This window comes from Massilia sp. 2TAF26 (genome assembly GCF_052115005.1).
Taxonomy (GTDB): Bacteria; Pseudomonadota; Gammaproteobacteria; order Burkholderiales; family Burkholderiaceae_D; genus Telluria.
Genome location: NZ_JBFRFV010000024.1, coordinates 1 through 12,249 on the forward strand (window position 1 = coordinate 1; position 12,249 = coordinate 12,249).

General features: G+C 53.7%; 11 protein-coding genes. 7 read left to right on the forward strand and 4 right to left on the reverse strand.

Features of this window, described 5'->3' with window-relative positions; all coding sequences use genetic code 11:
* Positions 1–169 precede the first annotated feature (169 nt).
* Positions 170–523 (forward strand): glyoxalase, encoded by a 354-nt coding sequence (locus tag AB4Z32_RS20730; protein ID WP_442123763.1) that lies wholly within the window; start codon positions 170–172, stop codon positions 521–523.
* 281 nt (positions 524–804) lie between these two features.
* On the opposite strand, the gene AB4Z32_RS20735 is transcribed toward AB4Z32_RS20730, so the two are convergent.
* Positions 805–1,830 carry an IS110 family transposase gene (locus AB4Z32_RS20735; protein WP_442123764.1) on the reverse strand — a complete coding sequence of 342 codons (1,026 nt, stop codon included), beginning with the start codon at positions 1,828–1,830 and terminating at the stop codon, positions 805–807.
* Positions 1,831–2,007: 177 nt separating this feature from the next.
* Between AB4Z32_RS20735 and AB4Z32_RS20740 the strand changes: the two genes are divergently transcribed.
* On the forward strand, positions 2,008–2,766 hold the full coding sequence (locus AB4Z32_RS20740; protein ID WP_442123765.1) for a CPBP family intramembrane glutamic endopeptidase: 759 nt from the start codon (positions 2,008–2,010) through the stop codon (positions 2,764–2,766).
* An 864-nt stretch (positions 2,767–3,630) separates the two neighbouring features.
* Here the strand turns inward: AB4Z32_RS20740 and AB4Z32_RS20745 are convergent.
* Positions 3,631–3,810 carry a hypothetical protein gene (locus AB4Z32_RS20745; protein WP_442123766.1) on the reverse strand — a complete coding sequence of 60 codons (180 nt, stop codon included), beginning with the start codon at positions 3,808–3,810 and terminating at the stop codon, positions 3,631–3,633.
* A gap of 101 nt (positions 3,811–3,911) precedes the next feature.
* Here AB4Z32_RS20745 and AB4Z32_RS20750 point away from each other — a divergent pair, with 101 nt between their 5' ends.
* Positions 3,912–5,408 carry a recombinase family protein gene (locus tag AB4Z32_RS20750; RefSeq protein ID WP_442123817.1) on the forward strand — a complete coding sequence of 499 codons (1,497 nt, stop codon included), beginning with the start codon at positions 3,912–3,914 and terminating at the stop codon, positions 5,406–5,408.
* The gene (locus tag AB4Z32_RS20755) at positions 5,402–6,901 is read left to right on the forward strand and encodes a recombinase family protein (protein ID WP_442123767.1); all 1,500 of its coding nucleotides are present in this window, start codon (positions 5,402–5,404) and stop codon (positions 6,899–6,901) included. The genes AB4Z32_RS20750 and AB4Z32_RS20755 overlap by 7 nt, the downstream gene beginning before the upstream one ends.
* Before the next feature lie 784 nt (positions 6,902–7,685).
* Here AB4Z32_RS20755 and AB4Z32_RS20760 read toward each other — a convergent pair.
* The gene (locus tag AB4Z32_RS20760; protein ID WP_442123768.1) at positions 7,686–9,068 is read right to left on the reverse strand and encodes an APC family permease; all 1,383 of its coding nucleotides are present in this window, start codon (positions 9,066–9,068) and stop codon (positions 7,686–7,688) included.
* A gap of 144 nt (positions 9,069–9,212) precedes the next feature.
* Positions 9,213–9,839: a tyrosine-type recombinase/integrase gene (locus AB4Z32_RS20765; RefSeq protein ID WP_442123769.1), complete on the reverse strand. Its 627-nt coding sequence runs from the start codon at positions 9,837–9,839 to the stop codon at positions 9,213–9,215.
* A 288-nt stretch (positions 9,840–10,127) separates the two neighbouring features.
* Here AB4Z32_RS20765 and AB4Z32_RS20770 point away from each other — a divergent pair, with 288 nt between their 5' ends.
* The 3 genes from AB4Z32_RS20770 to AB4Z32_RS20780 all read left to right on the forward strand — a co-directional run bounded on the left by AB4Z32_RS20770 (position 10,128) and on the right by AB4Z32_RS20780 (position 11,977).
* Positions 10,128–10,445, forward strand: a complete 318-nt coding sequence (locus tag AB4Z32_RS20770; RefSeq protein ID WP_442123770.1) for an H-NS histone family protein — start codon at positions 10,128–10,130, stop codon at positions 10,443–10,445.
* Between the two features lie 550 nt (positions 10,446–10,995).
* Positions 10,996–11,274 (forward strand): hypothetical protein, encoded by a 279-nt coding sequence (locus AB4Z32_RS20775; RefSeq protein WP_442123771.1) that lies wholly within the window; start codon positions 10,996–10,998, stop codon positions 11,272–11,274.
* A gap of 169 nt (positions 11,275–11,443) precedes the next feature.
* Entirely contained in the window at positions 11,444–11,977 is a 534-nt protein-coding gene (locus AB4Z32_RS20780) for a hypothetical protein (protein ID WP_442123772.1), read from the forward strand.
* Positions 11,978–12,249 lie beyond the last annotated feature (272 nt).

Below are 12,249 nucleotides of genomic sequence, written 5' to 3' on the forward strand. Positions count from 1 at the left end.
TGGATGCGTGAACTCATGCTGCAAACTGCTCCTGGTGGGATTGATCACTGGGACTGCTGAACCCAGCAATCAAGTCAGCCAGCATAGCCTTTGCACGAAACAAAGGCCAGCTACGACGCGGAACATGATCACACGAAACTAAACAACTAATCTCCAGATTAAAAATGTGATGGCGTTTGTTCCGGCCAAGGATTTCCGGTTGAGCAGCAGGTTCTATGAAGATATTGGCTTTACTAAGGCCGCCGCGACCGGTAAATCGACACAATTTGTCATGCAGGATTATGGCTTTTGGCTGCAGGACTACTATGTAGAGACATGGGCGGCGAACAGCATGTTATGCCTGTATGTGGAAGACATTCATGCGTGGGCTCTGCATCTGGACGGCCTCGATTTGCTTAATCGTTACGGCGGTGTAGCCATGGTTCTTTCTGCTCCACATGAGCAGGAGGGCGGGGTCATGATGCAATTTTGCGATCCTGCCGGCGTGTTGTGGCACGTGCGCGAGGCGGCCTCACCTCGCTGAAACTCGTACGTCCGTATATGGACGCCTCCTCTTTTGCAAACAATCCGCTTTCAGGCCGTGAGGTACGACTGCTCACGTATATCCGGTCTCGTACTACTGCACCTGCTCGAGGTGCTGGACCCTGATGGGCTATTCGCACGCTGACTCCCTATCGCAATGACGGGCTCAAAGGCCTCAGACGTTATCGGGTTTTGTCAGCGCCGGTTCGACCTGTTGGCCATCATGCGGCTTGTCATGCAATCGTGGTTCGGATTGTTCTTCAGATACTTCTACAGCAGTGCTTATGCGGCTTGCGGTTGGTAGTCAGTTCCTTTAGTCAGCATTGCCCAGGCGATGCGTGTCGTCTTGTTTGCCAGCGCAACCGCGGCAATATTTGGATGCCGGGTTGTCGCAATACGCATTACCCATGTGCTCAGTCGATCTGTCTTGGTCTGGGCCGTTCGGATAACTGCTCGCGCGCCATGCACGAGCAAGCTGCGCAGATAGGCATCTCCACGCTTGCTAATGCCGAGCAATCGTTCCTTTCCTCCCGAGCTGTTTTGCCTGGGCGTGAGCCCAAATGAAGCAGCCATCTCCCGACCGCTGGCAAACTGACTTGCGTCCCCGACCGTTGCCAGCAGAGCCGTTGCGGTAAGAGGGCCAATGCCGCGTACTTTTTGCAGGCGCATTGCTACCGGATCGTGCCGAGCAATCTGTTCGATCTCACGGTCGAGTTCTTCAACGCGCTCGTCAAGGGACATGATGTCGCGCCATAGGCCGCGCAAGAGCCCTCGGAAACGTTCGCTCAGCCCGTTATCTTCGTCCTCGATCCATCGAGGGATCGCCGACCTCAGGTGTAGCAACTCCCTTGGCGCTACCAATCCGTATTCCGATGCCAGGCCACGAAGCTGGTTCGCTTTCGCCTTGCGTTCTTCCATCAATCCCGAACGTACCCGGTGAACAGCCTGAATGTCCTGCTGCTCGACGGTTTTGACCTCTACAAAGCGCATGTTCGGCCGGCTCATCGCCTCGCAAATCGCCTCGGCATCGTTCGCATCATTCTTGTTGCTCTTGACGTAGGGTTTGACGAACTGCGGAGCAATCAGCTTGACTGTAAATCCCTTTGCCTGCAGCAGTCGGGCCCAGTGATGAGCGCCACTACAGGCTTCCATTCCGATTTCGCAACCTGACTCGACTCTGTCGAGCAGGACCTTTATCCAGCTGCCACGGTCAAGTTTGCGCTTCCAGACCTCCTTCTCCGAACGATCTACACCGTGCAACTGAAAGACATTCTTTGCCAAGTCGACCCCAACGCGGATAAGCTTCATGACGGACTCCTTCATCCTGAACCGGTAGTGTGGAAACTCCAGTTTGGCACTTGCGTGCCCTCGCGGGGAGGAGGAGTCCATCCCATTGGAATGGGTCGAAAGCTGCCGTACACCAGAGGCAGCAATCCGAGGCATGCAGGTCGCCTCTTACTTTCAGAAAACGGTTTTTGAAATTTCATGGGCAAGATCCGATCTATAGCTCTTATATTTTGCGGCGGTATTTTGTTGTCGTACTTGTTGCATCGTTCGACTTTCGACCGAGTTATTCTGCAGATAGCGATACAAGATATAGCCATGGTAATGATAATCGGTGTTTTATTCAGGGGGCATATCGGCAATTCCAAATTGTCGAGCCCCGCTGGGCTTGTAGCCGGATTTTTAATTGCGTCGCTATTTTCGTTATTGTTATTCACAATTCTTCACCTCGCCACTAATTCTTTATATCTAGCAAACTATTTCACCTTTAATCTTCTGCTCTCATCTTTTATAGTTTCGATATTTGCTGGCGCACTTGAAGAGCTTGTTTTCAGGGCGCCATTAATATTTATTAAAAATTACAAGCCAAAATCGGCCCGACTTTTGTTAATTTTTATCGTATTACAAGCAATTCTTTTCGGCTTACTACATTATAGCACTCATCGACCTGTTATTTTTGTCGTAAGTGCATCTGTAGTAGGAATGTTGCTAGGATTTGTGTCAGTTCAGTTGAGATCGCTTTGGTTCGCGATTGGATTGCATGCCGGCCTAGATTTTGTTGGTTACGCAGTGAGTGGTGTGCGTTTCGGAAAACAATTGGATTATCCGGGCATTCTTTCATTTGATGATGCCGGCAACTCGATAAAAATGGCAACATCCGCGTTGTTTCCTGTCCTAGGCCTTCTATTTTATTTTTGGCGCAAAAGATTCTTAATTCCAATAGCTAATGTTTTACCATAACGAAGCCTCTACATCACGAACATACGCGATTCGGTCTGCATACATTAAGATAGTCGCGTTAGATGTGACAGTGCTTCCTGAGCCGGACTGGCATTAGGACAAACGTCCGGTTAGGGTCGGTTCCCGCCGGTCGTAACCGCTTTCGAATTTTCTGCTTCGGCAACCTGCTATGCTGTGTCGAACGGCCGAGTTCGGCCACAAGCGGTCCTTGTTTAATAATCGTCTACGCCGAGATTCGTTACCTTTATTGATCTGATTTATGCCGAGAAGCGCACGCTTAACGAACATCGCAGCCGGATTGTGCGGGTCGTTCGCTAGCCGTAACAACGATCTTGCTGGCTATTGGGCAATCGGGAAACTGCGTTCGCTTGCAGAGCAATATTCGCAAAGTGCGGTGTCGCTTGACTTGCTTGCGCCGTCTATGCAGCCGTTGTCTCCGGAGTTCGCACAAGTGCTCGCGGACTATCACCTCCTTCTTCGAAAGTTAGCGAGCCGATCCGGCATCCTGCTCGAGACAATCAATGCGGCGTATATCACCGTCGATTTTTTACCCTCTCCGTGGCCCAGGGCGAACTATGACAAGAAGCAGTGGGGGCAGCAGTTCCTCGTGACTGTGAGTATTAGCAGCGACGGCAGAGCGGATGGCATCGTTAGCCATGCTGGCTATTGTCGGCCGCACGATCCCAACAGAGAACGTCGTCGGTCCGGTGCTTGACGAAGCTGGGCTAGGTCCGCTTTGGGTCGATAGCGGCCTCAGCCAAACGACGGCAGCTGGCTGACAGCGGTTCTACTTGGTCAGTCCAATTGAATCGACACGGCGCAGACCTAGCGGCTGCTCACTATTTTCGTCGTGCCTGCTTTCATTCAATGGTGCTCGAGCGGATAAAGCTCACACCGGGGGCGAGCATTCCAAAGTAGCTCTGCAATGACTTCGAAAGCGATGTCGCGATCAAGCAGGAAAAACGCTGCGTAGGCTATGCCGTGGATGCGGGACAATTCGAGGGCGGCTGCAAGTATGGCTGGGCTCATGGTTGCGTGCGTCATCGTTACTCGTGTTTAGATAGTCTCTCAAGTTGACCACTAAGTTTTGAGCTGTCTCAACACTGGAGGCTGTTATGGTCGAGTGTTCCTCTAACCGTGCTGTGATGTACGTTCGCATGTCGACAGAGAGCCAAGATTACTCGACGGATCACCAGCGCGCCAAGATTCGAGAATATGCAGCAGCCCACGATATCCCGATCATTCGAGAGTACGTCGATGACGGTAAAAGCGGGCTCGATATCAAGGGGCGCGCCGGCCTATCGTTTCTCATGCGAGACGTACAGTCGGCCAAGCCTGACTTCAGCCACATCATCGTGTACGACATCAGTCGGTGGGGAAGATTCCAGGACATTGATGAGGCTGCATACCATGAGCACACTTGCCGCCGCGCTGGGATCGAGGTGATCTACTGTGGTGAGCGGTTTGCCAATGATGGCGGGCTTTACTCATCGCTACTGAAAAGCATGAAGCGGGTCATGGCCGCGGAGTACAGTCGCGACCTATCCGAGAAGGTCTTCGCCGCGCAATGCCGATTCATCGAAATGGGGTTCAAACAAGGTGGCCATGCTGGCTTCGGGCTCAGGCGCCTTGCGATCAAGGCTTGTGGAACGCCACGAGCCATACTTGAGCATGGCGAATCGAAGTTCTCAGCAACAGATCGCGTAGTTCTTGTCTGGGGGCCGGATGACGAGGTGGCTACAGTCCGGCGGATCTACTCGCTCTACATGGAACATGGCTTCAGTGAACGCGCCATCGTCCGGCTGCTCAATGCCGAGCAAGTTCGGAACGAGTGGGGCCGACCCTGGACATACGACATGGTCCACACGATTTTGACCAACGTCAAATACTACGGTGCCCTCGCGTACAACAGGCGCACCTGCAAGCTATCCAAGCCACGCACGTGCAATGCACCAGATAAATGGATCGTGAACCCAGACGCGTTCGACGGCATCGTTTCCCGAGAGCTGTTTGAAGCGGTGCAGGTCGAGCGCGCACGGCGAATGCGACGATACAACAGGTCCGAACTGATCGTGCTACTTCAAGACTGTCATCAACGGCACGGCAAGCTCAGCGCAAAGATCATCGCAGAAGACCCAGCATTACCAGATCCGGACTTGTTCGTCAGGGCTTTCGGATCACTGGTCCTTGCATACGATGCAGCCGGATTGCCTCGCTCTCGCGCCTATACGTTTGCTGGCAGGATAAAGCTGGCGGGCCTGAGGAAGAAACTGCTGGTACAAGTCGAGGAACTCGCCCGAGCCGCGGAGGCGACCGTAGAGCGAACACGAGAGCGTTATGTCCTGCAGCTGAACGATAGTGTGCGAGTACGTGTTGAGGTGGCCGTCCCATACGCCCCCCAAGGTTGCTCACGGACCTGGAGGATATTCGCAAGGCCCAGAATCGACTTCATCATCAGCGGCCGCTTGAATAGGGAAACGGGCGAGATCATTGATTACTTCCTGGTGTCTGCGGCCGACTTGGCGACTCGACCGATCCGTTTGCGGGAGTCGAACCTAGAGCGCTATTCCTCAATGCGGTTCGCATCGCTCGACGGGATGTTCGGTCGTATCACAGCTGACCAACCGGAGGAGGAATGCTGACAGCTTCCGCCGGTCGTGCTGCCCTATATGTTCGTGCCTCTACTGAACACCAGAACTATTCGACCGATCATCAGGAGGCAGCTCTGCAGGAATATGCAGTAGCACATGACTTCCAGATCACGCGCATATACCAAGACAAGGGCCGAAGTGGGTTGACCTTGCATGGCCGGTCCGGCCTGCTACAGCTGCTGACTGATATCCAGTCCGGCAGCGCCGATTTCAGCATCGTTCTCGTCTACGACGTGAGCCGTTGGGGCCGCTTCCAGGACGTCGACGAGAGCGCCTACTACGAGTACGCCTGCCGCCGCGCAGGCATCGCTGTCGCATACTGCGCGGAGCCATTCAGTAATGATGGATCACCGCTCGCTGCTGTGCTTAAGGGACTGAAGCGCGCGATGGCAGCGGAATATAGCCGGGAGCTGTCAGCCAAGGTCTTTCGCGCACAGTGTCGCTTCACTGAGGCTGGGTTCAAGCAAGGTGGGCAAGCTGGGTATGGATTGCGACGCATTGCAATTTCTGCCGCTGGTCAGGCTAAAGGAGTGCTCGGCCCTGGCGAGCGTAAGCCGATGTCGACCGATCGTGTTAGATATGCGCCCGGTCCAGGCGAAGAGATTGCAGTCATTCGGCGGATCTACGACATGTATCTCGTCGAGCACCTCACCGATATTGGTATCGCCCGGCGCTTGAATAGTGAAGGAGTCGAGACTGGGTTTGGCCGAGCTTGGTCGTCTCACCTCGTCAAGCAGATCCTTACGAACGACAAGTATGTCGGCACGCTGGTGTTCAACCGCAGCACGCAACGGTTCAGAACGTCGAGACGCCTAAATGCGCCAAATACATGGATAAAGGTTGAGGATGCCTTCGAAGCCATTGTATCTCGTGAAAAGCTGGAAGAGGCACGAGTCGAGCGCCAGCGTCGGCGGAAACAGTGGACTCACGACGAGATGCTGGACGTGCTGCGAGATCTCTTCGTTGAGCACGGCAAGGTCACGCCCGACTTGATCAATTCCAGCGGTGGGCCAGCCGTGAAGTCTTACGCCTTTCGCTTCAAGGGTATTGTCGCCGCCATGGATTTGGCTGGTGTGAGCAGGCCGTGCCTATCACGCAGCACAATCACCAGGTATCGCATGCGCTGTATCACACGCGATGCGGCCATTGAGCTGGAAAAATGCGCTGCCGCGGCCAAGGCTCAGGTTGAGAAGCTCAGCCCGCGCACCTATCGCCTGAACGGCGTGACGGTTCGTCTCATCTGTACCCGATGCCGGTATGAGCGCAGCCACCCATGCTGGAAGGTGACGATTCGGTTCTCGCCGGCGGCCGACTTCGTTATCTGGGTTCGGATGGACGAGACCAATGAGCATACTTCTCAAATCTATCTGCTACCGACGGCCTCGTTTCCTGAGCATCATTTCCTTTGGCCATCTACCAGAACTTTGTGGCGGTACGACCAGTTTGCCCAGCGGTCGATAAAAGCGCTGTTTGGCCTTGCTTGACGCGCCTTAAGGCTGGGGACAAGTTATTGATCTCGTATCTCGTTGCTCTCAACATAAAAAAGGCCCACCGGAGATAGCGGGCCGGAAGAGAAATGACTCTTGGGATTTCCCTCACGAGAAAGGCAGAATAAGTGTAGCTCATCAATAATTGAAGAATACCAACCAATAGTAACTACCTAGCAAAACTTTCGATAATAGTGCCGGGACTATGGTCGCGTACGCCCGCTATCGACCCGAACCCGACATTCGATGTGCAGTTCAAGGTGAGCTATTGTCCCTGCCGGATTGGGGCTCTCCTTTTCAGAACGCCACAGCCAACAGAAGACCGCCCAGCGCGCAGCCATACAGCGCTACGAACATCGGCCCATAGAATGCCAAAGCCGTTACGCCACCTATCAGCAATACAAAAAAGGTCGCTAGAACCGCCCATCCTTGCCACACTTGAGGAAGGCCCCATCCCCAGCCGTTCCTAGCTGGCATGGTCTGCGACCGCTCGCTTTTGGCCTTACCAGTCTATGACAGGCCGGACCCGACCCGAAGCGGACACAACAAATCGGTTACGTAACAACTTAAGGCCGCTCGCCTCAGTTGCCCTTACTGACTACTCGAAGGACCATGCCGCCAAGCGCGCGATCTTCGTCAAACTCGACTGTGACTGCGTTCGCCCCCTTTGCAGAATCATATGAAAGCGAAAATGTTCCGCGCTCGATGCTCACTTCATTACCAATACGTGAGCTAGGAGATAGGCAAAGCAATGTCTGGAGCGGACGTTCCGCTACTGCCGTTAGTTCGTGTTTTTCCGCTCTTGTTGCGGCTCTTTGACCGACTTCGACACATATCGGAAGACTGGATAAGCGCCGAGCAGAACCGCCACACCCGCCAGGCTTGGCAGGGTATTCCCGGCCAAATAAATGACTACCAAAATGCAAGCGACAATGAAAATTCCGAAAGGAATATATGGGTAGCCAATTGCGCAGAAAGGCCGAGGCAAGTCAGGCTCTTTTATTCTCAATATGAACAGCGCCGCATAGCAAAGGACGTCTCCGATCAGCCCTAAAAAGGCGGCAATCGCGAGCAAGGTTTCAAAGGAGCCCGAAGCTGAAAAGAATGTCGCCATTGCAGCCGTCACCCACAGTGCAACCAACGGCGTACCGCCCGCTGTGACGTAGGTCGCGCGGTCGCTAAGGAGGCCGTCCCGAGCCATTGCGTAGACGGTTCGCGGGGTGTACAAAATCATGGTATTGATGATCCCTAAGATTGCAATCAACCCGAGAACGATGACACCGGTGCGTGCTTTCTCGCCGAATACCTTGGCCATGGCGTCCGACGTTGGAAACTTGGAAGCGCTGAGCTCCTCAAGAGTCAGAACATGCAGAAGCGCCATCTGGACAAGTAGGTACATGGCAATGACGATCAGCACGCCAGTGAACATTGCCCGAGGTAGTGTCCTTCCTGGATCAGTCGTTTCTTCTGAAAAATAGCAGCTGGAGTTCCAGCCGGCATACGTTTCCATTACCATTTGCGTGGCAACGACGGCAGCCGCAAAGCTAACGAGCAAACTCTCGGTGCTCGTTGTAACGGCGGCTACCTTAGCCATGGCGTTCGCTGGCGGACTGCTGGCAAGGAGCGCAGCAGCGATCAGGCCAGCAAGCAGCAGCACCTTAAGCAAGCTGGATATTTGCTGAGCAAGGCTGCTGGTACGCATGCCGAACGAATGCAATATTCCGAACGCCAGGACCACGACAGGGGCGAGCAGGTTCTCGCTACCTTCTAATCTAGGGATGAGTACGCCAAGAAGCTCGCCTCCCGCAACGGAAAGATAGGCGATGGCGATTGTGTTGATGACAAAGTCATTCCACCCGGCGACAAACCCTGGGAACGCGCCGTATGTTCTCCTCACATATACGTAGCCTCCACCCGCCTTGGGAATGCAAGTTGCAAGTTCGGCAAAGCTGTTCACCGCAACAAGTGCGTACAAGCCGCCCACTGCCCATACGACGTAAACCATCCATTGACTGTGCAACTGCGCAGCAACGGATCCTGGGGTCCGCAGTATTCCGGCCCCTATCATTCCGCCAACAACCACAGCGATGCCGAACCCTAGTCCCAAGACACGTAGCAAGGTTCGCTTTGGTTGCTGCGTCGCCATAGTAAGGGCGGACATCATGGAGCTCCCTTGTATTGTCAACCATAGGACACCCAGTCGCCGGATGTGTTCATCCTTGGGGCGATGGGCGCATTAGTCACCGGCAGCTCCTGGCCGACTCCAGCCGATCATCAAGTACCGGCGGCAGTCGGCTGTGAATTCGAGTTAGACCTCCGTCTGCTCCGCGATCTCAAGGGCATCATCGACCTCGATGCCAAGATACCGTACAGTGCTTTCGAGCTTAGTATGCCCAAGAAGCAACTGGACCGCTCGAAGATTTTTCGTTCGCCGGTAGATGAGTGTCGCTTTCGTTCGCCGCATCGAATGTGTTCCGTACGCTGTCGCATCCAGACCGATGGATTCAACCCACCTGGTAACGATGCGTGCGTACTGACGGGTGGACAGGTGCGGCGAGTTTTTCACTCGGCTCGGGAACAGGTACTGGCTTCCTGAGAGATTTCGCCGGTCGATCCAGGCAAGCACCGACTGCCGGGTCTGCTCCGTAATTTCGAACTGGACCGGCCTGCTGGTCTTCCGTTGCATCACTATCGCACGATGAAAGATGCTTCTTCCCTGCGATATGTCCTTAACGCGCAGGCTGATCAGGTCACAGCCACGCAGTTTGCTATCGATAGCGAGGTTGAAGAGGGCAAGGTCGCGGCAACGTTCGGATAGTTGTAAGCGAATACGGATCCCCCATATTTCGCGTAACTTCAAAGGAAGCTTCTGTCCGACAAGACGTCCCTTATTCCAAGGCCCGACGATCTCGGTTTTACAAGTGTTCGAATCCATGACACCTCCTCCGTGGTTGAGGAGTCCCATTGTGGGCGCTCATGGCTGGAACCTTCGTGCACCCATTACTTGTCGCGACAGCAACGACAACCGAATACTCAGCCGTATAGAAGGACAAAAGTGGCTAGGCGCGAACGCATCAAGCGTGTATCGCGCCTGCTAACGCAATTTCCTAATCGGTTCTTGTGAAGTGCAGCCTTTCCAGGCCGCTTGCCCGCGAATACCCCCATCAAAGGCGTGCGTATGCTACGGTATGGCCTTCTCCCAAGCCAACAAACCAGGCCAACCATGCAAGATTTGTCCAAATATTCGATTGCCCAACTTCGTGCGCTTGAAGTACAAGTGATCGACGAGTTGAAAACACGCCATTTTCTCAGTATCAGCAAGGCACGTGAGCAGATCCTTCACATTGCCCAGAGCGCCGGACTATCCGAAAAAGATCTTCGCGCTATCAAAACGTCGAAGACGTTTCAGCAAAGCACTGTCGAGGTTAAGTATCGTAACCCTGCCGATCCAACCCAGCAATGGAGCGGGCGTGGGCGCCAGCCGGCGTGGGTCAAAGCTTGGATCGCGTCGGGAAAGGCTTTAGAGGAAGCGAAAGCGTAAGTGGAAGGCTAATGTCAGCTGTAATCGTTTGCGACCGGCTGGTGTCGGCCAAAAGTAGACTTTCGACGTTAGTGATCCAAAGAGAGTAGTGTGGATGCACTTAGACGTTCCGCGAAGTGAACTAGCAACTCTTCTCCGCGCCATTGTTCCACACGGAGAAGAACCATGTTCCCAGGTCTTGCCTATGTCTGCCGTCGCAAAAACTACGTTCACGCAGCGTATGTAAATGCGGCGCTTACTCTGCTTAACGAAGTGGGTCCCCATCGAGTGAGACTGATGCTTTATAACTACAATGTCCCGGAAGAAGTGATAACGCGTACGCTTTCGCCTAATGGCCCATTTAGGACACGCTTAGCGATTGACAATGTGCAGTTCTCATTACCTCCCTACACGCAATTAAAACCTAACTGAACGTCTGCTTGGGGTCGGTTCCTGCCGTACACTGGACTGCGGTAGTCGGCCAAGAGCAGACGATGTACGATCCAGAATTTTCAAATAAGGCCTCAGATGAGAAGCGGCAGAACAGCCACGATGTTCGGGATTGGTATGGTTGCTGGTAGCTTACCAGTGCACACTGGCTATTTTGCTCTTTTCTCAACTTATGGCGGCACGTGAAGCTGGCCACCCTGCTGGTGGCGACGCTATAGGGCTGATGATGATTTCACTCTTAGCGTATGCGATCGCACTACTCAGTTTTCTAACCGGGCTCATCTACTTCGGCTTTGCCGTGCTCAAGAACAAACTAGTGCTACGCGTTTGGCACTGGATTGGCATCGTGTATTCATTGATCCAAATTACGATCCCGATCATCTATTTCGCTACAACGTAAATACGCCGCGAACGTCTGCAGTGAATCGCTTTAGTCAGTCGTGACGATCCGTTGCTTTCTCGCGATGACAACCCGCTATGCTGAGCCGAAAGGCCGGGTTCGGCCAAAAACGGACCTTCAGTCGAACAGCTATAAAAATGACATAGACCGCAACAAAAGAGAGTGAGCAATGACCCAAATTTTGTTCTACGCGACAAAGGAAGATTTGCTACCGATCTTTGAGTTTGCCGAAGCCAGCAAACCTTTAAAGTACGCACGAACCGGACGTTACGCTCGGCCAGAGCCGGAGGTAATCCTTAGTGGAACGAGCATTCCTAAGCTCGGAACGGCAAACAACGACTCATCAATAGCATGCGACAGCTACCTGATTCTCTGCAAGTCGAGCGCTGTGGTGGTCCGGGAAATGCCGCAAAAAGACGGGCCGACGAATTATCTCGTTGACCAGCTAATAAATCCTGATTCCGTGGTTATCACAGCAGGCGGCGTCAGGATGCCTGGGGTCCTCTTGCATGGGCGAGTGGCAACCGCATCTGAATCGCCTCAGTCGCAGGAGCTCATGAAGCTGTTTGCTTCAGCATTTCGCAAACGGTTCAGAAAAGTTAAGGCGTTCTGGGTTGGCGATCATGCGGTCTCCCAGTTAGAACGCGGGACGAGGCTCACGATGGCTGTCAGTTCACCAGACGAATACGATTTAAAACTTTAACCATCGGACCGTCTGCTTTGGGTCGGCAGCTGCCTATCGCGACAGTCCGTGACTTTTCCGCGTTGGCAACATGCTATGCTGGTTCGCCGGCCGGTTCCGGCCTATTGTGTTGAAAAAGTCGGATGGCAACATTTTCGGAACATTTTTGGACACCTCTGCGCGCCAAACGACCGACGATCGAGGCGTAGCGGCCGTTCTGGACAGTCGAGTTATCGATCTTTCGTTATATGTCGGCAACCGAGTCGAGTTTTTCAACACAATAGGTCGATTGC